Source organism: Corynebacterium crudilactis, from assembly GCF_001643015.1.
GTDB classification, from domain to species: domain Bacteria; phylum Actinomycetota; class Actinomycetes; order Mycobacteriales; family Mycobacteriaceae; genus Corynebacterium; species Corynebacterium crudilactis.
This window is the reverse complement of the sequence record NZ_CP015622.1, coordinates 1,935,207-1,955,945: the sequence shown is the minus strand read 5'-3', so window position 1 is coordinate 1,955,945 and position 20,739 is coordinate 1,935,207. Positions and strand designations below refer to the sequence as shown.

Sequence of the window (20,739 nt, the reverse complement as noted above, 5' to 3'; positions counted from 1 at the left end):
CATGGATGCTCGTGGGATGCTTGCGATTGCCGAGGCTGTTGTAGATGATGCCGAAACCCTATTTATGCAGGGTTTTGGAGCTGCACCGGCCCATATGAAATCCTCAAGTGATTTCGCCACTGAGGTAGATATGGCCATCGAATCCCATATGCGTTCGATGCTCAACATGATGACAGGCATTGCCGTCATCGGCGAAGAAGGCGGTGGGGCCACCTCTGGTACGCGGTGGGTCATTGATCCCATTGATGGCACCGCCAACTTTGCGGCATCAAACCCCATGAGCGCGATCTTGGTGTCGTTGCTTGTGGATGATCAGCCGGTTTTGGGCATTACGTCCATGCCGATGTTAGGCAAACGCTTAAGTGCATTCGAGGGGTCACCTTTGCTGATCAATGGCCAGCCTCAAGAACCACTCCAAGAACAATCTAGCTTGGTCTCGCATATTGGGTTTAGCTCGATGGCCTCGCCAAGAAATACTGCATTTCCTGTAGAACTACGTCGTGATCTTTTAACAGAGCTTACGGAATCCTACCTTCGACCTCGTATTACTGGTTCTGTTGGTGTGGATTTAGCGTTTACCGCGCAGGGCATCTTCGGCGCCTGCGTGTCCTTTAGTCCACATGTGTGGGATAACTCCGCGGGCGTGATGCTCATGCGGGCAGCGGGCGCTGTTGTTACTGATACTGAAGGGCTGCCGTGGGTGCCTGGTCGGGGAGTCGTGGCAGGTACTCAAAAAGCTCACGATGTGCTGTTGAGTAAGATTGAAAAAGTTCGGTCTCTGCATGCAGAAGCAGGCTCTGACCAGTCAAATAATGAGGAGCATTATTAATATGGGCGTGGCAATTAGGGTTATTCCTTGCCTGGACGTGGACAACGGCCGGGTTGTTAAAGGCGTGAACTTTGAAAATCTTCGCGATGCTGGCGATCCAGTGGAGTTGGCGAAGCGTTATGACGAGGAAGGTGCAGACGAACTCACTTTCCTTGATGTCACCGCGTCAAAGCATGGTCGTGGAACCATGCTGGATGTTGTACGTCGCACAGCAGAACAAGTATTTATTCCACTCACCGTTGGTGGTGGAGTGCGTAGTGAAGAAGATGTTAATCAATTGCTTCGCGCTGGTGCTGACAAAGTATCAGTGAATACATCAGCAATTGCGCGTCCAGAATTGCTTTCTGAGCTGTCTAAGCGCTTCGGAGCTCAGTGCATCGTCTTATCTGTTGATGCTCGTCGTGTTCCTGAAGGCGGCACCCCGCAGCCTTCCGGATTTGAGGTAACCACCCACGGTGGTTCTAAATCTGCAGAACTCGATGCTATTGCATGGGCACAGCGTGGCGAAGAGCTTGGCGTGGGCGAGATCTTACTCAACTCCATGGATGGCGATGGTACGAAGAACGGCTTCGACCTGGAATTATTGGAAAAGGTACGTGCAGCTGTGTCTATTCCAGTGATTGCCTCTGGTGGCGCTGGAAAAGCAGAACACTTCCCACCAGCCGTTGCTGCAGGTGCGAATGCAGTGCTAGCCGCAACCATTTTCCACTTCCGTGAAGTAACCATCGCTGAAGTTAAGGGAGCTATTAAAAATGCCGGATTTGAGGTGCGTTAATGAGTGATAACCCGAAAGATTATACGTTGGATGCGGGCGTCGAAAAGCGTTTAAAGCTTAACGACGCCGGCCTCGTGCCGGCAATCGTGCAGGCCGAAGGGACCAAGGAAGTCCTCATGATGGCCTGGATGGATACCCACGCACTTGCGTATACACTGGCGACGCGTCGTGGAACCTATTTTTCACGTTCCCGCGATGAATACTGGATCAAGGGCTTGACCTCTGGAAATGTTCAGGAAGTTACCAGTGTCGCACTTGATTGTGATGGAGACACTGTGCTGCTGAGCGTGAAACAAACCGGTGGGGCTTGCCACACCGGTGCCCGAACCTGTTTCGACAATGACGTTTTGCTGTCAAGCAATAACGATTAAGGAAGACATCTTATGAAGCCACGCGTGCTGTCAGCATTAGGAATTGGAGCTGGCGCCCTGGTTGTCTGGATCAGCTCACGCATGAACTGGATAACCATCGAGGCTTTCGACGATAAATCAGGCAGCATTACGCAATCAATCGTGGGTGCTACATGGTCAACAGAGATCATGGCTCTAGCACTTGCGCTGCTTGCTGCTTTTGCTGCCGCCCTGGTGCTTCGCAAGATGGGGCGCCGCATCATTGGTATCTTGGCCGCTTTGATTGCGGTGGGTGCTAGCTTGTCGCCTCTGGGTTTGCTTACCCAAGACCCAGATGCAGAACGTGCTCGAACATTGCTCACCTCTGGTGTAGCGAGCCAAAAGGCAAGCTCCGGAACACTGCTGTCTGACTGGGCAGAAATTACCACTATCACCACGCACCCACTTGCTGCCGTAGTGGCAATGTTTGGCTGTGCACTGGCCTTGATTGGTGGCATTGTCTTGGCGATGCGCCCAGGAGCAGACACGGTAAAGAGCAATCAGTATGAGCGCAAACAAGCCCGTGCAGAAAAAATCCACACTGATCTCAAAGAAGAACCGGACTCCGGACGTGTGATGTGGGACGCACTGGATGAAGACATTGACTTCACTCAAAACCCTCAGGGGGATCAAGAAAAGCCAGTTCAAGGCTAGAGTGATGCACCCTGATTTCTTACCTCATGTGTGTTCGGGATAACCTTAAACACAGCATTGGTTGGAAGGAGGTTGGGGCATGGTTGCAACAGAGAACCGCATGTTGATGGAAATTGCTGCGGAAATTTCAGCTCGGGAATCAGTACTTGGATTCCAAGAAATCAAAACTAAATCTCGGTCTGCTGGTCTTACGGCGGCATTCGATATTGCTTCAGTCTTTTTCTCGTCTGGATGCAATGTCGTAGCCGCCTTTGATCGTTTTTCTTCCAATTGGTCAGATCATTCCGATCATGTGGATTACGCGGTGCAGATTGCAGATTTTGGTGCATCGATGCTTGCGTATACGGTGCGCCGAGGACAATTTGATATTGCGGTGCGCGATATCAGGGACATTAAATCTGAGGTAGATATCCCCATATTGCTTCAGGACCCCATCATTGATCCCTATCAAATCCATGAAGCTCGGGTGATGGGTATTGATGCCCTGCAGCTGCCTGTGTGGGCGATGGGCCAAGCTCGGTTGGAGTCACTGGTTGATCGGACAGAATCATTGGGGATGACGGCTATCGTGTCCGTTCGTAACCATGAGGAAGCCCACCGCGCAATTGATGCTGGCGCATCTGTGGTGGCAATTGATGTCACTGGTTATACGGGGGAGCTTTCTTTGGCTGAAGCTTTTTCGGGTATTTGCCAATTTATCCCGCAAGAAATTGCGCGGATAGCGCTCGGTGGATGTGCCACCCCGAAAGAACTCATGAAATTTGCGAGGTTTTCCGCCGATGCAATTTTTGTTCCTCATAGTGATTTGAGTATTACTAAATCACTGGTGACGGCCGGCATGCATCCTGCATGTCCATCGCGTTAATGTGGTGGGTATGTATCGGCTAAGTGGGGCAGCAGGCGCAGTGTGGTTTAAGTCTTGCTAGATTGAGGGACATTACTTGTCGCCTAACTGTTAGGTTTACGTTGTTGTGGATGTCATGACTTTGGCCGCAATTCCATCCCCGCCTCAAGGCGTATGGTACTTGGGTCCCATTCCGATTAGAGCTTATGCGATGTGCATCATCGCGGGCATTATTGTGGCTATTTGGCTGACGCGCAAGCGTTATGCTGCCCGGGGTGGAAACCCTGAACTTGTGTTGGATGCAGCCATTATTGCTGTTCCTGCAGGCATTATTGGCGGCCGAATCTATCACGTTATTACAGATAACCAAAAGTATTTTTGCGATACTTGTAATCCGGTTGACGCTTTTAAAATCACCAATGGTGGTTTGGGTATCTGGGGAGCGGTCATCCTCGGCGGATTGGCTGTAGCGGCTTTCTTCCGTTATAAAAAACTGCCTTTGGCTCCATTCGCAGACGCTGTTGCACCCGGAGTCATTTTGGCTCAGGGTATTGGACGGCTTGGCAACTGGTTCAATCAAGAGCTCTACGGCGCAGAAACCACCGTGCCCTGGGCGTTGGAGATTTATTACCGCGTAGATGAAAATGGACGTTTTTCTCCAGTGTCGGGATCTTCTACAGGGGAAGTGATGGCAACCGTCCACCCCACGTTCCTTTATGAATTGCTGTGGAATGTACTCATCTTTGCTCTATTAATGTGGGCGGATAAGCGATTCAAGCTGGGGCATGGCCGGGTATTTGCACTTTATGTTGCTGGGTATACTTTGGGTAGATTCTGGATTGAACAAATGCGCGTAGATGAGGCAACTCTTGTCGGCGGTATTCGTATTAATACGATTGTCTCTGCTGTGATCTTTATTGGTGCCGTTCTTGTGTTCTTCCTGCTCAAGAAGGGCAGAGAAACTCCTGATGAGGTTGATCCGCAATATCCACCAATTGCAGAGGTACCTGTTGGTGCAGACCAGCAGGTTGCTCCTACAGCAGGGGAGAGCTCTGCGGGAGAAACGCCTTCATCGCAATAGGTTTCAGGCGTAAAAGCTCTTGAGATGAGATATTTTTGATCGAAAACCGGGTGCCCGTTTTGTTGTGCGGGTGTCCGGTTTTTTCTGATTTGGGCATGTCACAGCCATAAAGCGCTGTTTGTTCACACTTTGTCCTTAAGGATTCATAAAGAATTAATGGTAGTACCTGTGGCTTGCGGGGTGGTGACGTACTAGGCTTATGGGCGTGGATAGACGAACTAAGATTGTATGTACCCTAGGCCCAGCGGTAGCTAGTGCAGATGGAATTCTGCGTTTGGTAGAAGACGGCATGGATGTCGCTCGCCTCAACTTCTCCCATGGTGACCACCCAGATCATGAGCAAAACTACAAGTGGGTGCGCGAAGCAGCTGATAAGACTGGTCGTGCAGTCGGTATTCTTGCAGACCTTCAAGGACCGAAGATCCGTCTTGGCCGTTTCATTGACGGCGCTACTGTGTGGGAGAACGGCGAGACCGTTCGAATCACAGTCGATGATGTACCTGGAACACATGACCGTGTTTCCACCACCTACAAAAACCTTGCCAAGGATGCCAAGCCCGGCGATCGTCTGCTGGTAGATGACGGCAAGGTTGGCCTTGTATGCGTCTCTGTCGAAGGCAATGACGTTATCTGTGAGGTCGTTGAAGGCGGTCCAGTATCCAACAACAAGGGCGTCTCCCTGCCAGGTATGGATATTTCTGTACCAGCGCTGTCTGAAAAAGATATCCGAGACCTGCGCTTTGCACTTCAGCTTGGCGTGGACTTTATTGCGCTTTCTTTCGTGCGTTCCCCAGCAGACGCTGAGCTCGTGCACAAGATTATGGATGAAGAGGGACGTCGCGTTCCTATCATCGCTAAGTTGGAAAAGCCAGAGGCTGTTTCTTCCCTGGAGCCTATCGTTTTGGCTTTCGACGCTGTCATGGTTGCCCGCGGTGACCTCGGCGTTGAGGTTCCACTGGAAGAGGTTCCACTGGTACAGAAGCGTGCAATTCAGATTGCGCGTGAAAATGCTAAGCCGGTCATCGTGGCAACCCAGATGTTGGATTCCATGATCGAAAACTCTCGCCCAACTCGCGCAGAGGCTTCCGACGTGGCCAATGCGGTGCTGGACGGCGCAGATGCTGTCATGCTTTCTGGCGAGACTTCTGTGGGTAAGGATCCGCACAATGTTGTGCGCACCATGTCCCGCATTGTTCGTTTTGCGGAAACCGATGGTCGCGTACCTGATCTGACTCACATTCCACGCACTAAGCGTGGCGTCATTTCTTATTCTGCACGCGATATTGCAGAGCGTTTGAATGCTCGTGCTCTCGTGGCCTTCACCACCTCTGGTGATACTGCAAAGCGTCTGGCACGCCTGCACAGTCACCTTCCTTTGCTGGTCTTCACGCCAAATGAGTCTGTTCGCTCTGAGTTGGCGCTGACTTGGGGTGCAACTACTTTCCTGTGCCCACAGGTAAGTGATACTGACGATATGATGCGTGAAGTTGACCGTGCCCTGTTGGCTATGCCTGAGTACAACAAGGGGGACATGATGGTTGTGGTTGCCGGTTCCCCTCCTGGAGTAACCGGAAATACCAACATGATCCACGTGCACCTACTTGGTGATGACACGATGGTTCCTAAGCCTTAAAGTTTGGTTATAAAAATGCGCTGATGCCTGGGGGTATCAGCGCATTTTTTGCATTGAGAGCCAAGGCGTGGAGGTGGGGAGAAAGGCCCGCCACCTAATTTAGTTGACATGGAAAGTAAATTGGGGCATGATGTAGCTCAATACGAATTTTCCATTGAATATAAAAAGGTGAAAAACCATGGCACTTCTTGAACGCAGCATCAACAGCGACACTTTTATGGATGCAGTAAGCCTTCGCGTCGGAGACTTAGAGGGTATGACCACTTACTACTCTTCTATTCTTTCGGTTGAACCAATGGAGGAGAAAGTTCATGGTAAAGAAGTGCACCGTGTGCTCGGGAGGAATGGCACTCCGCTTCTACGTCTTATCTCTACGCCTGGTCTTCCTGCAGTAGATTCACGCCAGGCCGGTCTTTATCACACGGCTTTTCTTTTCGATTCTCAAGCAAGCTTGGCTGCTACTGTTTATCGTGCCGCCCAAGAGCCACGTTCTCGCTTTGTGGGTTCTTCGGATCACTTGGTATCTGAAGCTTTCTATTTCACTGATCCAGAAGGAAATGGCATTGAACTCTATGTTGACCGTGCGCGTAGTGCGTGGAAGTATGCAGAAAACGGCGATGTCCGCATGGATACCATCTACCTAGATCCCAACCAATACCTGCAGACTCACCTGAATGAATCCATCTTGAACAGCACTGCTATCTTGCCTGCAAGCATTGGACATGTTCACCTGCAGGTAGGTGATATTGAACAGGCTCGCGATTTCTATGTAGGAAAAATTGGCTTTGATGCCACTACGTCAATTCCAAGCGCACTGTTTGCTTCCGCTGGTGGATATCACCACCACGTAGCTATGAATACCTGGAATTCCGCGGGCGCAGGTCCACGTGCCGCAACTTTGGGTCTTGCCGATGTAGCCGTTATTGTGCCTGCGCGTGAAGACCTAGACATGTTGGTTGAACGCCTTAAAGGCCAGGATTTCTCGGACAATGGTACCTCTGTTACCACTCGGGATCCTTGGGGAACGCACCTTACTATTTCCCTTCCGGGTGTATCAACTGAGGAACTTTTAAACCGTTAGCTCATTCCGGTAGCAGAAAGGACAATCTCAGGCTAGGTTTAGGGCTGTGAAACCAGTAGGCACAGTACAGTTCAAGAACCAGCTCCCAACTCAGCTTCTTCCACTAGTAAAGCTAGCGCATAATTTGCGCTGGTCCTGGCGTGAAGAAGCAAAGCAGCTTTTCCGTGATATTGATCCGGAATTGTGGGCACAGCTCGATGAAGATCCTAAGCAGATGCTCATGCAAGCACCTGCATCTCGGTTGCAGTTCCTGGCAAGCGATGATGAGTACTTAGGTCGCGTCAACGATGAAGAACAAAATCTCAGCGAGTACCTCAGCGATCAGATGTGGTACCAGAACACTGCAGCTGCAGCTGATTCTGTGGGGGATCCTCTCGTGGCGTATTTCTCCATGGAGTTTGGCATCCATCCAAGCCTTCCGATTTATTCGGGTGGCCTCGGCGTGCTTGCCGGTGACCACATGAAGTCTGCATCAGATTTGGGTGTGCCACTCATCGGTGTTGGTTTGCTCTACACCCACGGCTACTTCACCCAGTCCCTGTCCGGCGATGGCTGGCAGCAAGAAGAATACAAGTACCACGATCCTGCAGAACTGCCTATTGAGGCTGTTACCGATGCGCAGGGCAAGCAGGTGACAGTTTCTGTCGCTTACCCAGGTGCACAAGAAGTGCAGATCGCACTGTGGGTTGCCAACGTCGGACGCATTCCACTGTTGCTTCTTGATACCAACATTGAAGCTAACCCAGAAGAGCTCCGCAATGTTACCGATCGCCTTTATGGCGGCGACAATGAGCACCGCATCAAGCAGGAAGTTGTTCTTGGCGTCGGTGGCGTTCGTGCAGTTAACGCATTCTGCGAGGCCCGCGGCCTGAAGAAGCCATCCGTTGCACACCTTAATGAAGGCCACGCAGGTTTCCTCACCCTAGAGCGCATCCGTGAGCGCATTGCAGAAGGTATGGAGTACCCAGCAGCATTTGAGCAGGTTCGTGCTTCTAATATCTTCACCACACATACTCCAGTTCCAGCAGGAATTGACCGCTTCGACATGGATATGGTTCGCCGTTACTTGGGCGAAGGACAGCCAGAAGCACAACAGCTGTGTGCAGGTGTGCCAATTGATAAGGCGCTTGAGCTTGGCCGTGAGTCTGATCCACATCGCTTCAACATGGCCCACATGGGTCTGCGTGCAAGCCAGCATGCCAATGGCGTTGCAAAGCTGCACGGTGAGGTAAGCCGCGATATGTTCGCTGGCCTCTACCCAGGATATGAGCCTCGTGAGGTTCCAATCGGGCATGTGACCAATGGCGTGCACCTCCCAACGTGGGTGAAGCCAGAGATGAAGGAACTCATCGACCGCGTTGCTGGTGGCGCCGACCTTGCTGTTGCTGATACCTGGGATAACCCACAAGCAGTGAAATCTGAAAAGATCTGGAAGGTCCGCAACAAATTCCGTGCAGATCTGGTTGATGTAGCGCGCGCTGCAACAGCTAAGTCCTGGTCACATCGTGGACACACCGAAGCTGAGCTGGCATGGACCTCTCGTGTGCTTGACCCTAATGTCTTGACCATCGGCTTCGCACGTCGCGTATCCACCTACAAACGCCTGACACTTATGCTGCGTAACCCTGAGCGCTTGCGCGCCATTTTGCTGAACGAACAACGCCCAGTGCAGTTCATCATCGCAGGCAAAGCACACCCTCACGATATGGGTGGCAAAAAGCTCATGCAGGAAATCGTCCAGTTCGCGGATGAAGCAGGCGTGCGTGATCGCTTCCTCTTCCTTCCTGACTATGATATCAACCTAGCTAGCTACCTGATTTCTGGTGCAGACGTATGGCTGAACAACCCAGTTCGCCCACAGGAAGCATCCGGAACTTCCGGCATGAAGGCCGTGATGAATGGTGGACTGACTCTGTCCATCTCTGATGGCTGGTGGGATGAAATGCCTCAGGAGACCACCGGATGGACTATCCCAACCGTGGAGTCTCAAGACCTGGAATACCGTGATCACCTAGAATCTCAGGCACTGTATGACCTGCTAGAAAATGAAGTTGCGCCCTTGTTCTACAAGCGCGACAAGAACGGTGTCCCACAGGAATGGCTGGATCTTGTACGCGAGTCCTGGACCACGCTTTCCCCAATGGTTACTTCCACTCGTATGGTTCGTGATTACACCACGAAGTACTACCGCCCAACCAAACACCAAGCTGAACTCATTGCAGAGCCAGCATTAGCAGCAGACTACGCATCATGGCTAGAGCGCATCTCTGCTGAGTGGGCTGGAGTGAAGGTTTCGGATCTCACCATCAGTGATAGCGCAATCACTGCGCAGGAGCTTGAAGTGAGCGTGCGCGTGGAATCCGGTTCACTTAATGATGATGAGTTCCAAGCACAGGTGCTTTTCGGTGCACTTGGCCAAGACGGAGAAATCCAAGACCCAGAAATCAAGGTCTTGACCCCTCGTGGCGATGGGAGCACCTATACAGCTCACTTAAGCACTGATCTGCCAGGTAATTACGGCATCACTGCACGAGTTGTGCCAAACAACCAGATGCTGGTCAGCCCAGCTGAAACCCGTTTGATCACCTACCTGGAGAACTAACGCGGAAAAGGTTAAAAACTAAAGGCCGGAAGACATACAAGATGTCTTCCGGCCTTTTAGCTTTTAAGTCCTAGGAATTGCCCAAATAGCTCAGCACTGCTGCAGCAGCAGCAGTGGTTGCAGCATGCATGGTTGGTTGATAATCGGGGAGGAAATTGCCCATGTGGTTGGCTGGGACGTCTGTGGCAACGCGGTCTTGGGCCACTGCCTCTTCCCACTGCGCACGCGGAGTGACACCGATGGTCCAATAAAGATACGGGCTGTTGAAGGCCTTGGGGATGGATGGGAAATCCTCAGATGCTGTCCAGCGATAAGCATCAATGGAATCCGCGCCGAAGACCTCATCAAACACAGGGCGGACAGACTCATAGACAGCAGGGGTGTTGTCCGTGAGATCACCGTGAGCGAAGTATTCAATCACAGGTTCTTCTTCGATACCCGAAGCAAGGCATTCTCCACGAACAACTCGCTCGATAGCCTTGTATACCTTGTGCTTGACCTTGTCATTGTAGAACCGACAGTTAAGCACCAATCGGGCTTGTGATGGAATCGTGTTATTGGTATTGCCAGATTGCAGGGTGCCCACTGAAATGACAGCGAAATCTTCAGGTGAGACTTCGCGTCCAACAATGCCCTGAAGGCGCACCACGATCATCGCGGCGACAAATGTAGGATCGATAGAATTATGCGGCATAGATCCGTGAGCGCTTTTACCCTGAATGCGGATTTCAATCGAATCACACGCAGCCAGTGCACCACCCGGCATACTCATCACGGTTCCTGCCGCACCGGGAACAACATGCTGCCCAAAACAGACATCTGGGCGTGGAATGAGATCAACCAATCCACCAGCCACCATCTTATTTGCGCCTTGGGCGTTTTCTTCAGACGGTTGGAACAAAGCGATGAATGTGCCTTCCCAAGCATCACGGCGCTGATCCAAAATGGCACACGCTCCAAGCAATGAGGTGACGTGTACATCGTGTCCACAAGCGTGCATGACGTGCACATTGGCACCTTCATGTGGGCGCATCCGGGTAGAAGCAAAAGGCACTCCAGTGATCTCTTTGACAGGAAGACCATCAAAGTCAGCGCGCATCAGTGCAACTGGCGCGGAATCAGCGGTGGCACCATTGCGGAAAATGGCAAGAATGCCATACCCGCCCACATTGGGAATCACCTCACAATCAAAACGTTCCAGATGTTTTTGAATGCGATCTGCGGTCTCTGATTCGAAGCCGGAAAGCTCAGGATGTTCGTGAAAATCCTGATAGGCGGCTTCTTGCCACGACAGATCTACACCATGATTATTTAGAAGTTCTGAAATGCGGCTCATGGATTAGATAGTAGAGCACCTGCACAAAGACTTTAAATAGTCCTTCTTATAACAACGGATTATATTTCAGGCTATTGCGTTCCACAGTGCATTCTGTCGCGATGCGAAGATCTACTGCAATGAGGCCTTCATCGCGTAGACGATACATTTCTTTTACCACCCGATCGCGCACATTGTGGGGAGACAATGTATTCAGATAAATCTTGGTGCCCCCTTCAAATCCAGCCAATGTAGAGACACGCCATTTGATCATCACATGCCACGGCATAGGCATATCAACATCAATGGGCTTATGCACCCACTCTTCATTGCACGGGACATCAGCGCCAGCTGCAGCGTGGCAGGCATGCATGAGGTTACTCATGGCCTGGAGCTCTTCATCTGAATGCAGCCATGGTTCTGGAGTGGCAGATTTTGAATAGATTTCAATGGTGGGGTAGCGGTGACCAAAACCTGCAAAAGCTACCGCATGATCATTTTCCGCGATGATGAGGTTATGGTAACCGGCATAATCAACAGCTAACTCGTTGTACATATTAGGGTTTGCACGCAAATGGTGCAGCTCATCAGTGACAAGTTGGCCACGTTCATCTATGGCAACCAATTGTTTGTGGAGATGATCAAAAGATGCGCCAGCTGGCTTTAACCAGTTTTGAAATGCCACGACATAAGGGGCATAGCGATTACGTTGGTAGAGATCTCTCATGCCATCCACGGTGAGACGAATGAACGCTTCATGCTCTTGGCGACTCAAAGTTCCAGAGGACGCTAATTGGGAACTATCTGAGGCACCCTCAACAAAATGCCTACGCCCAATGATGACATCGTGGCCACCAGCGAAATAGCTAGGAGCTTTTTCTAATAACTCACTATCGGTCATAGAAGAAGGATCTTCGCCGCTTGCTGACACGCGAGTGCGGACGATGGATAACACATGGTCACGCCCCTCAGGCGTTGCCAAATACTGCGACATGCGCATGGCAGTTTCGGTATCCATGTCGAATCCGAAATTCTTATGCCAATAATCAAAAGACACAATTTCAAATAAGTTAGGCACGCGCCGGAACTGCGGCGTTGTGGCGCTCAAATCAGCAGGAAGCGCACCGTAGAGAAACTTGAAACCATCCACAGCATCAACAATGATGCGAGATTTCTCCGGTGGAGTGGCAAGCATATTATCGGAACAAAACGCGCAATAAGAGGTGTGATCTTCGTTCTTAAGCGCAGCGGTTGTGGAAGCGGGATATGACAATGGTCGGTTTCCACGTCCGGGCACAGTCCATACTTCAGTGCCTGTAAAAGGGTGAATTTGCTTAATCGTGCCATCCGCCATGATGCGAATGGGGGTGATGGAAAAAGAGTGCGGGCTAGTCATAACACCAAGGCTATTGTCTACTGTGGTGTTATGCCGAAGATTCAATTTGATGTTTTAGTTCCCGACACTGATTCCATCGCACTCGCGGGACGATTTAGCGTGGTGTCCAATCTCCTTATCGAAAAAGGGTTGATGGAACACGGTGTTGTTGTTCATGATCCAGAAGCCAAGATCGCAGAGGCTGTCGAGTCTCAACTTCGTCAAACTTACCGTGACGAACACGAAGATACGGATTTAGAAGAAGCGTCAGTAAACCGCTACCTCATCGAGGTTGATGGGGTTAAAGGATCAATCAACCAAGTCACGATGATTTTTGCACGATTGCTCACCCCACCAGCTGAACTGCCCAAGGATGCCTTCCTGCTAGAACAGGAATCTGCCTATGAAGTGCCAGCTGTTTATCCTTGGACAGTAGAAATCCTTCGTTAGTTCTGCGCGAGGTATGCTTCAGCAATCCTTCGACCCGCATCACGCAATTGTGCAGCGACGTCGGAGGATTTAATCATTTCCACGGCCAAGAAATCACCTGGAATTCCCTCTTCAATAACTCCTGCAGCCACCGCTAAATCCACATTGTGAGCCTTGGCTAGGTCATGAAGCGTGCCCACCACTTTTCCAGTGAAGGATTGAGCATCAAGTCGGCCTTCGCCACTAATCAGTAAATCAGTCTCAGGAAGAGCATCTGCAATACCGTTGGAATTAGCGATCAAGGGCGCGCCGGGCAAGATGTGGATGTGCGCATCGGTTCCGTGCATGAGCGTGGAGAGCCAGGTAAGCCCAATGGCGATGCCGCCGGCTGCACCCATGCCAGGCTTTGTGCCATCGATTTCTAATTGGGTGTAGGCGTGGTGCAGGGAGGCGTCGAGAAGCGCAATGTCTTTTGCTGTGGCACCTTTTTGGGGCCCGAATACGGTGGCCGCGCCCTGCGGACCTGTGGCTGGGGCATCAACATCGGTGAGTAGGATCCATTCGACTGCGGCTGCCGGAATGTTGAGCTCCGCGGTGTCGATGTAATCAAGGTTGATCAGATCAGCGCCTCCGGTGCGTAGCGCATAGCCCTCTTTGTTGCGGGGGACTGCACCGAGCGCGATGAGGATTCCAGAGCCTGCATCGGTGGTTGCGGAACCGCCGAGGCCAAGGACGATGCGGGTGGCGCCACGAGTAACCGCATCTGCAATCAAGACACCGGTGCCGTAGGTATCGCCGGTTGTGGGAACTGGATTATCTGCAACGGCTGGCAAACCGGAAGCAGCAGCGATATCGATATATGCAGTGTGTGAGTGTTGCTCAAAGGTATAGCTGGCTTCTGTGAGGCGGCCGGCAGCATTGGTGGTGGGTAATGTTATGACCTGACCTCCGAAGACCGCTGAGGTTCCTTCGCCACCATCGGCCATGGGAGCCAGAGTGATGGAGGCATCTGGCATTACCTCTAACACACCTTCGCCGAGGTACTGGGCTGCTTGCGCTGCTGTGGCGGTTCCTTTATAAGAATCCGGTGCGATGATAATCCTTGGTGCTTTCGTTCCAGGATTAGCAGGAGAGTTAGTCATGAAGGTGGGTTATCTTTCTGTTGTAGCGAGGAACTGGCGCGTATGGGGTTTAAAAATATAGCTGGCCAGTGGAAACACAAGCGGGGGCTGTGTGGCACATATGTCAGACATTCACAATGTCATGTGTGCGCAATATCTTCATCCTAATGTCGGGCAGCCAAGTGGTTTAGTTGGGAGCTTCCAAACGGTGCTTTTTGAGATGGAAAGGGGGCTTTAAAACCTTCGACGGGTGCCAAAAATGGACTCGTATAACTGGGTGGGATCAGTGCCGAAATAAGCAGTGATGGTGGATCGGCGTAGATACCGAAGGGGGTAAGGGGTGTTCGGTTACTTCCTTGGAAGCAGTGTTGAGATAAGTCCGGTTATATAACCACTTGAGAAACTGGTACTAATCAATTTTTGATTGAATTTAATAAAAGGGCAGTCTTCATGCAGTTGGCTGCGCCTTTCGGGTTAAAAAATTGATAAACCTAAAGAAATTTTTGATCATTTTTGATTCTTTGTGGTCATATCCGTGTGACGCTGCCATAATTGAACGTGAGTATTTACCAGCTTAAATGCTCGCAGTGAGTTAAGTCTCAAAGCGAGAAGTTGCTCTTTAGGGCTTCCGTGGTTTAAAACTATTAACCGTTAGGTATAACAGGCCGGTTGATGTGAAAGTAGTTTTTCAAAGCGTCAGGATCATTGATAAATCAAGGAAAAGATTTGGTAGACATCATATGAGATGGATACCAAGGTGGACAGCGGGAGTGTGCTCGGAAGTGAGCCGCAAAGTGAATCCATTAGTAAACTCTGAAGATGAACTTAGAAATAACCCCGACGCACAATTGAGAAGCTCGCGCATACGCAGCCGAGATGGGAACGAGGAAATCATGACAGTTGATGAGCAGGTCTCAAACTATTACGACATGCTTCTGAAGCGCAACGCTGGCGAACCAGAGTTTCACCAGGCTGTGGCAGAAGTTTTGGAGTCTTTGAAGATCGTCCTGGAAAAGGACCCTCACTACGCCGATTACGGTCTCATCCAGCGTCTGTGCGAGCCTGAGCGTCAGCTCATTTTCCGTGTTCCTTGGGTTGATGATGAAGGCCAGGTCCACGTTAACCGTGGTTTCCGCGTGCAGTTCAACTCCGCACTTGGACCATACAAGGGCGGTCTACGCTTCCACCCTTCAGTCAACCTGGGCATTGTTAAGTTCCTCGGCTTTGAGCAGATTTTCAAGAACTCCCTGACCGGCCTGCCAATTGGTGGCGGCAAGGGCGGCTCCGACTTCGACCCTAAGGGCAAGTCTGACCTGGAAATCATGCGTTTCTGCCAGTCCTTCATGACTGAGCTGCACCGCCACATCGGCGAGTACCGCGACGTTCCTGCAGGCGATATTGGAGTCGGCGGCCGTGAAATCGGTTACCTCTTCGGCCATTACCGTCGCATGGCTAACCAACACGAATCAGGCGTGTTGACAGGCAAGGGTCTGGCCTGGGGCGGTTCTTTGGTTCGTACCGAAGCAACCGGCTACGGCTGCGTGTACTTCGTTGATGAAATGATCAAGGCCAAGGGCGAGTCCATTAGCGGACAGAAGATTATCGTTTCCGGCTCCGGCAACGTGGCAACCTACGCTATCGAAAAAGCTCAGGAACTCGGCGCAACTGTTATTGGTTTCTCTGACTCCAGCGGCTGGGTACATACTCCAAACGGTGTGGATGTAGCGAAGCTTCGTGAAATCAAGGAAGCTCGCCGTGCACGCGTTTCTGTGTATGCGGATGAAGTAGAGGGCGCAACCTATCACACCGATGGTTCCATCTGGGATCTCAAGTGCGATATCGCTCTTCCTTGTGCAACTCAGAATGAGCTTGACGGCGAGAACGCTAAGACTCTGGCAGACAACGGCTGCCGCTTCGTGGCTGAGGGTGCAAACATGCCTTCCACCCCTGAAGCAGTTGAGATCTTCCGTGAGCGCGGCATTCGTTTTGGACCAGGCAAAGCAGCTAACGCTGGTGGCGTTGCTACCTCCGCACTGGAAATGCAGCAGAACGCGTCTCGTGATTCTTGGAGCTTCGAGTACACCGACGAGCGCCTGCATGTGATCATGCAGAACATTTTCAAGACCTGTGCAGAAACCGCAGCAGCGTATGGACACGAGAACGATTACGTTGTCGGCGCCAACATCGCTGGTTTCAAGAAGGTTGCAGACGCAATGCTTGCTCAGGGTGTTATCTAAGAGTTAACGCACCTGCCATTGATCCCTGATCCTGATATAGGATCAGGGATTTTTGAGTTCTTCCAGATCAATAATGCGATCTACATGAGTGAGAGCAGCTTTTCTATGCGCGATGATGATCACTGTTGTGTCTGTGAGTGCAGATAACGTGCGCGCCAGCTCAGATTGGTTGAGCGCATCTTGATGGCTGGTAGCCTCATCCACAATGAGCACCCGTGGCTTGCGTGCCAAAGCACGCGCGAGGCATACCCGTTGTTGCTGTCCGCCAGAGAGCTTGAGGGCATCAGCGTCTAAAGGCAGAGTGCTTATCGACGCCAACTGCAACGCTTCGGTGGCCTCTGATTCACTTAACAGCGGGTTGCCCATGCGAAGATTTTCCAGCACGGTGCCTTTAAAAAGAACTGCTTTTTGTTCGACTATGCTGACAGCTTTTCGAAGCTCAGCAGTGGACACATCAGCGATATCTACTCCACCTACAGTGATGGTTCCGGAACGCAGCAAAGCTAGTTTGAGAATTGAGTGAGCCAAGGTGGATTTTCCAGCACCGCTTGGTCCCACGATGCCAATGTGCTCGCCAGCATCGATCTTGAGTGAGACAGTGCCGAGTGCGATCTCTTTATACCCCAAACTTGCGTTGTTGATCTGTAGCGCAAGAGGTCCCTTCGGCAACAATTGTGGGGATGCAGGTTCTTCGATGACCACGGGAGCGTCGATAATGCGGAAGTATCTTTGCGCGCTGTTAAGCGCGGTGGGCATGGTGCGGGCGAAGCCTTCCACAGCATCTAAAGCGGGTGATACCGCCACTATGATGGCAGCACAGAGGACACCAACATTGGGCACTATCACGATCATGAGTGCTGCCACGATCCACGGCCATAACAACGCGAGACCTTGGCGCATACCGACGATCAATCCTTGACGTGTGACAACAGCTGCGAGGTGCTGTTCTTTCAACTCAAGATCGCTCAGTCTTATTTTTTGTGCGCCATGTGAAGTAATTTCTAAGCGTCCAGCTGCGTCTTCGGCAAGATGCTGCGCAATGTGACCTCTCACAGAGGCTTCGCCAGATACGGATTGTTTTCCTATCAAGGGGAGTAGCCATGCGATGAGTACGCCGATAAGGGCCATCCCGCCAGCCCTTAGATCAAGCACCGCTAAAGTGATAATACTTCCAATGCTCAGGATGATCGCAGTAATCGTTGGGCCAATAGTGTGCGCGAAAAATACTTCAATGGAGTTAATATCACGGGTGGCAATGGACATGATTGAGCCACTGCCTTGTGGAGCACGAGGGGAACCTCTGCGCACGAGGGCGTCATAAAGCAAGACGCGCATATGAGCAAGTAATCCGAATGCTGCGCGGTGTCCACATACTTGCTCACCCCACCGAGAAAAAGCGGCAGTCAAAGCGAGCACAACCATGACAAGACCAATGGTTGGTAGAGACAAGTCTAGCTGTTGGGTTAATGCCCATACGGGAAAAATAAGCAGTGAGGCAGTCAGTATCTGGTTGCATAAGCGCAAGAGTGTAGACGCGAAAAGCTCTTTCCACACAGAGGTAGATAATTTGAGCAACCGGTTAATCACTGGTGTTCCTCCGAGACTGCTTTCTGGAAAAATGCATTATGCTGAGCAACATTTTCTGGTGTATCAATGGCGGAAATGCGTCCATCTTCTAGCACAACAACTACATCTGCATCGAGCGCTTCTGATGGCCGATGAGTGATTTCTATCAGGGTGCACTCTAGAGATTTTGCGGTGTGCCGCACCTGCTGAGCATTGGCGTAATCCAATTGGGCAGTAGCTTCATCGAGAACGATAATGCGGGATTGTTTGAGTAATCCTCGTGCGATAGAAATGCGTGCTGCTTGGCCACCAGAGACGGACGTTCCCGTCTCACCGACTTTGAGATCTGCTGATAGTTCTTTTCCTAAGAGTTCCGCATGAATCATGGAGGAATCAGCGCCAGTGCGGGCAAGGTCTATGTTGTTGGCAATGGTGCCGGTAAATAGGGTGGGGGATTGTGGAACAAAGCTCACCAAAGCCCGCAACTCTTGTGATGAGCAGCGATGTTCCCCAAGGAAAATATCTCCGCTAAAGTCCAACAAACCTGCCAGGCTTAAAGCCAAAGAGGATTTTCCGGCACCACTGGGACCAACGATTGCCACATGCGATCTGGCAGGAATTGATACAGAGAAATCATGCACAATGGGTGTTTCATCACGAGAAATATTTAAGTTTTTAATCACCATATCGCCATCTTGCAGGGGTGCTTGGTCTAAGTCTTCATCCGGCCTGTGCTCTGGACGTGTGGCAAGTGCTCTATTAATTGCCAATAAAGAAGGCTTTCCAGCCATGCCGGTGTAGAAAGTTCGTCCCATGCGGTTAACCGGATCGATGACTAAGCGGGACAGCAACATCAGAGCAACGGCTTGGCCGAGAGTGAGTGATCCAGCAGAAAAACCTGCGCTTGCCAAGACCGCTGCCACCGCAGTTGTGGCAATGCCAAAGGTGCCATCTGTTACTAAAATCATCAGCTGATTTCGATACAACAAGGACATCACTTGAGCACGCATCTGCTCTGCCTTTTTGGTAATCAACTGCCGACGTGAATCCGTGGCATCTAATACCAATGTGGTGCCCAATGTTCGTACTGATTCTAGAAATACTCCAGCAAGCTGCGCAGACGCTCTGCCATAGCCAGCACCAGCACCTTTAAGCATGCTTCGTGCCCAGGAAAGCACCCCAGGGATAAGGCACAGTCCGATGCTTAAAATGCCAGCAACAGGCCAAGAGATGGCGATGCCGATGACAAGGATAACTGCAATAGGGGCAAGGAAAGCCGCGAAAAATGGCCCTAAAAACAACACGGTGTATGTGGACGCTTTGGAAGCGGATTCCGTGGCCAAGGTGATCAGTTGTGCGTCATCGCGGGAACTGGCGCCAGTGGAAGAAAGGCTCAAATTTTTCTGGGCAAGTTGTTGCCGCCATGCAGCTTCTGTACGTGCACGCAATCGTTGGGGGAGTATGGCTTCTGTAAACAACAGTGCAGCAGCTATGAGCACACCCGCACCTAGCCACCACATTGTGGACAGCACAGGAGCGTCAATGAGTGATCCCAGACCAATGATGACAAGAGCCATGACAATGGTGCGGACCACAATTAGTGCCGTAATCAACCAGCCCACTGAAGGGATATCACGAAGTAGGGAACGGATATTCACCACAACCTTTCGACCCAGCGCGTGGGCCTGAAAAGTCTCATATTAGAAACTCATGTGGCCCACCTATTTTCTCTTGACCTAGGCTAGCCGGAACCTGCGACACGATAACGCTCTGGGGGTTAGATGCCTCCCAAGTTTATTAACCTGACTTAACTAACAAAAATGGCATGAAAAATAGCAGGTTGCTTAACGGTACTGCTGAAACTAGGCGCGCCATACGCAGGAGTCTGAGGTTTTCAGTACGATTAGGCGCATGTACAAGGTCTTTGAAGCATTGGATGAATTAGTTCAAACCGTACAACGCGCATACGGCGTTCCCATGACTGGAAACTGTGTGGTTCCACGTCAGGAAGTGCTCGCACTCCTTGATGATTTACGTGATGCACTTCCTGCTGAACTAGATGATGCACAAGATGTATTGGATCACCGTGATGGCGTCATCCGTGATGCGCAAGATAATGCAGCAGCGGTGGTTGATGAAGCGGAGAATGAAGCTCGCAATCTTCTTGCACGCGCAACTGAAGAATCCGACGCGATGATCGAAGACGCCACTAACCATGCGCATTCTGTGGTTGGGAAAGCGAATGATACCGCTGATCGCATTGTCAGCGACGCACGTCGAGAAGCAAATAGCACCACCGAGCGTGCTCAGGCGGAATCTGAGCGCCTCGTGAATTCCGGCAATGATGCTTATCGTCGTGCTGTTTCAGAAGGCCAGGCAGAGCAAGATCGTTTAGTCAGTGAAGCAGAAATTGTGCGTCGCTCCACAGAGGAATCACACCGCATCATTGATGCTGCACATGCTGATTCCAACAAATTGCGCAATGAATGTGACGAATATGTTGATTCGAAGCTTTCTGAATTTGAAACATCCTTGTCTACCACGTTGCGTTCTGTCACAGCTGATCGTTCTGCACTGCGCCGTGGTGCAGGTGCAACTGGTCGGGAACCACGCGAAGAGCAGCCTGTAGTACGTGGTGAGTATGAGCGTGATTATGCACGTGATTACGACCGCGAAGACCGTGGTGAGCGTTCTTATGATCGCGATTACTAGGTCGTACCTTTAAAGTATTAATCTCTTTTTCATCAATCCCATTAAGCGATCCTCATCTGATGCAAGTAGTCATGGTGGGGTACGAGTAGGATCTAC

The 20,739-nt window shown here is 51.1% G+C and carries 17 protein-coding genes; 12 read left to right on the top strand and 5 right to left on the bottom strand.

Going from position 1 to position 20,739, the window contains the following annotated elements; all coding sequences use genetic code 11:
- The first annotated feature begins 1 nt into the window (after position 1).
- From ccrud_RS09165 to glgP, 9 genes are all read left to right on the top strand, one after another.
- Positions 2-829, top strand: coding sequence for an inositol monophosphatase family protein (locus tag ccrud_RS09165; RefSeq protein ID WP_066566545.1), 828 nt, complete (start codon positions 2-4; stop codon positions 827-829).
- 1 nt (position 830) lies between these two features.
- Positions 831-1,604: an imidazole glycerol phosphate synthase subunit HisF gene (hisF, locus tag ccrud_RS09160; protein WP_066566543.1), complete on the top strand. Its 774-nt coding sequence runs from the start codon at positions 831-833 to the stop codon at positions 1,602-1,604.
- Positions 1,604-1,975, top strand: coding sequence for a phosphoribosyl-AMP cyclohydrolase (gene hisI, locus ccrud_RS09155; RefSeq protein WP_066566542.1), 372 nt, complete (start codon positions 1,604-1,606; stop codon positions 1,973-1,975). The genes hisF and hisI overlap by 1 nt, the downstream gene beginning before the upstream one ends.
- Before the next feature lie 12 nt (positions 1,976-1,987).
- Entirely contained in the window at positions 1,988-2,647 is a 660-nt protein-coding gene (locus ccrud_RS09150) for a TIGR02234 family membrane protein (protein ID WP_066566540.1), read from the top strand.
- Between the two features lie 79 nt (positions 2,648-2,726).
- Complete coding sequence (locus ccrud_RS09145) at positions 2,727-3,512, top strand: beta/alpha barrel domain-containing protein (protein ID WP_066566538.1); 786 nt, start codon at positions 2,727-2,729, stop codon at positions 3,510-3,512.
- A 115-nt stretch (positions 3,513-3,627) separates the two neighbouring features.
- On the top strand, positions 3,628-4,572 hold the full coding sequence (lgt, locus tag ccrud_RS09140; RefSeq protein ID WP_066569788.1) for a prolipoprotein diacylglyceryl transferase: 945 nt from the start codon (positions 3,628-3,630) through the stop codon (positions 4,570-4,572).
- A 205-nt stretch (positions 4,573-4,777) separates the two neighbouring features.
- On the top strand, positions 4,778-6,205 hold the full coding sequence (gene pyk / locus ccrud_RS09135; protein WP_066569786.1) for a pyruvate kinase: 1,428 nt from the start codon (positions 4,778-4,780) through the stop codon (positions 6,203-6,205).
- Between the two features lie 178 nt (positions 6,206-6,383).
- Complete coding sequence (locus ccrud_RS09130; RefSeq protein ID WP_066566535.1) at positions 6,384-7,286, top strand: VOC family protein; 903 nt, start codon at positions 6,384-6,386, stop codon at positions 7,284-7,286.
- Between the two features lie 46 nt (positions 7,287-7,332).
- Entirely contained in the window at positions 7,333-9,888 is a 2,556-nt protein-coding gene (gene glgP, locus ccrud_RS09125; RefSeq protein WP_066566532.1) for an alpha-glucan family phosphorylase, read from the top strand.
- Positions 9,889-9,958: 70 nt separating this feature from the next.
- On the opposite strand, the gene ccrud_RS09120 is transcribed toward glgP, so the two are convergent.
- Both ccrud_RS09120 and ccrud_RS09115 read right to left on the bottom strand, forming a co-directional pair.
- Positions 9,959-11,224: an amidohydrolase gene (locus ccrud_RS09120; protein WP_066566528.1), complete on the bottom strand. Its 1,266-nt coding sequence runs from the start codon at positions 11,222-11,224 to the stop codon at positions 9,959-9,961.
- Between the two features lie 46 nt (positions 11,225-11,270).
- Positions 11,271-12,599 (bottom strand): DUF4921 family protein, encoded by a 1,329-nt coding sequence (locus ccrud_RS09115; RefSeq protein WP_066566524.1) that lies wholly within the window; start codon positions 12,597-12,599, stop codon positions 11,271-11,273.
- Between the two features lie 30 nt (positions 12,600-12,629).
- Here ccrud_RS09115 and ccrud_RS09110 point away from each other — a divergent pair, with 30 nt between their 5' ends.
- The gene (locus ccrud_RS09110) at positions 12,630-13,028 is read left to right on the top strand and encodes a hypothetical protein (protein WP_066569783.1); all 399 of its coding nucleotides are present in this window, start codon (positions 12,630-12,632) and stop codon (positions 13,026-13,028) included.
- On the opposite strand, the gene ccrud_RS09105 is transcribed toward ccrud_RS09110, so the two are convergent.
- Positions 13,025-14,149, bottom strand: a complete 1,125-nt coding sequence (locus ccrud_RS09105) for a glycerate kinase (RefSeq protein WP_066566520.1) — start codon at positions 14,147-14,149, stop codon at positions 13,025-13,027. The two genes, ccrud_RS09110 and ccrud_RS09105, sit on opposite strands and share 4 nt — an antisense overlap.
- Positions 14,150-15,021: 872 nt before the next feature.
- Between ccrud_RS09105 and gdhA the strand changes: the two genes are divergently transcribed.
- On the top strand, positions 15,022-16,365 hold the full coding sequence (gene gdhA, locus ccrud_RS09100; protein WP_066566510.1) for an NADP-specific glutamate dehydrogenase: 1,344 nt from the start codon (positions 15,022-15,024) through the stop codon (positions 16,363-16,365).
- Positions 16,366-16,407: 42 nt separating this feature from the next.
- On the opposite strand, the gene ccrud_RS09095 is transcribed toward gdhA, so the two are convergent.
- Positions 16,408-17,952 carry an ABC transporter ATP-binding protein gene (locus ccrud_RS09095; protein ID WP_066566508.1) on the bottom strand — a complete coding sequence of 515 codons (1,545 nt, stop codon included), beginning with the start codon at positions 17,950-17,952 and terminating at the stop codon, positions 16,408-16,410.
- On the bottom strand, positions 17,949-19,592 hold the full coding sequence (locus ccrud_RS09090; protein ID WP_245670227.1) for an ATP-binding cassette domain-containing protein: 1,644 nt from the start codon (positions 19,590-19,592) through the stop codon (positions 17,949-17,951). Before ccrud_RS09090 ends, ccrud_RS09095 begins: the two co-directional genes overlap by 4 nt.
- Positions 19,593-19,842: 250 nt before the next feature.
- On the opposite strand from ccrud_RS09090, the gene ccrud_RS09085 reads away from it, so the two are divergent.
- Positions 19,843-20,643: an ATP synthase subunit B family protein gene (locus tag ccrud_RS09085; RefSeq protein ID WP_066566506.1), complete on the top strand. Its 801-nt coding sequence runs from the start codon at positions 19,843-19,845 to the stop codon at positions 20,641-20,643.
- Positions 20,644-20,739: the final 96 nt, after the last annotated feature.

Bases quoted from the DNA above. Each gene is read 5' to 3' on its own strand.
- ccrud_RS09105 (WP_066566520.1), bottom strand. From the start codon at position 14,149: ATGACTAACTCTCCTGCTAATCCTGGAACGAAAGCACCAAGGATTATC.
- lgt (WP_066569788.1), top strand. From the start codon at position 3,628: ATGACTTTGGCCGCAATTCCATCCCCGCCTCAAGGCGTATGGTACTTG.
- ccrud_RS09120 (WP_066566528.1), bottom strand. From the start codon at position 11,224: ATGAGCCGCATTTCAGAACTTCTAAATAATCATGGTGTAGATCTGTCG.
- ccrud_RS09115 (WP_066566524.1), bottom strand. From the start codon at position 12,599: ATGACTAGCCCGCACTCTTTTTCCATCACCCCCATTCGCATCATGGCG.
- hisI (WP_066566542.1), top strand. From the start codon at position 1,604: ATGAGTGATAACCCGAAAGATTATACGTTGGATGCGGGCGTCGAAAAG.
- ccrud_RS09150 (WP_066566540.1), top strand. From the start codon at position 1,988: ATGAAGCCACGCGTGCTGTCAGCATTAGGAATTGGAGCTGGCGCCCTG.
- gdhA (WP_066566510.1), top strand. From the start codon at position 15,022: ATGACAGTTGATGAGCAGGTCTCAAACTATTACGACATGCTTCTGAAG.
- hisF (WP_066566543.1), top strand. From the start codon at position 831: ATGGGCGTGGCAATTAGGGTTATTCCTTGCCTGGACGTGGACAACGGC.
- ccrud_RS09130 (WP_066566535.1), top strand. From the start codon at position 6,384: ATGGCACTTCTTGAACGCAGCATCAACAGCGACACTTTTATGGATGCA.
- ccrud_RS09110 (WP_066569783.1), top strand. From the start codon at position 12,630: ATGCCGAAGATTCAATTTGATGTTTTAGTTCCCGACACTGATTCCATC.
- ccrud_RS09085 (WP_066566506.1), top strand. From the start codon at position 19,843: ATGTACAAGGTCTTTGAAGCATTGGATGAATTAGTTCAAACCGTACAA.
- ccrud_RS09145 (WP_066566538.1), top strand. From the start codon at position 2,727: ATGGTTGCAACAGAGAACCGCATGTTGATGGAAATTGCTGCGGAAATT.
- ccrud_RS09165 (WP_066566545.1), top strand. From the start codon at position 2: ATGGATGCTCGTGGGATGCTTGCGATTGCCGAGGCTGTTGTAGATGAT.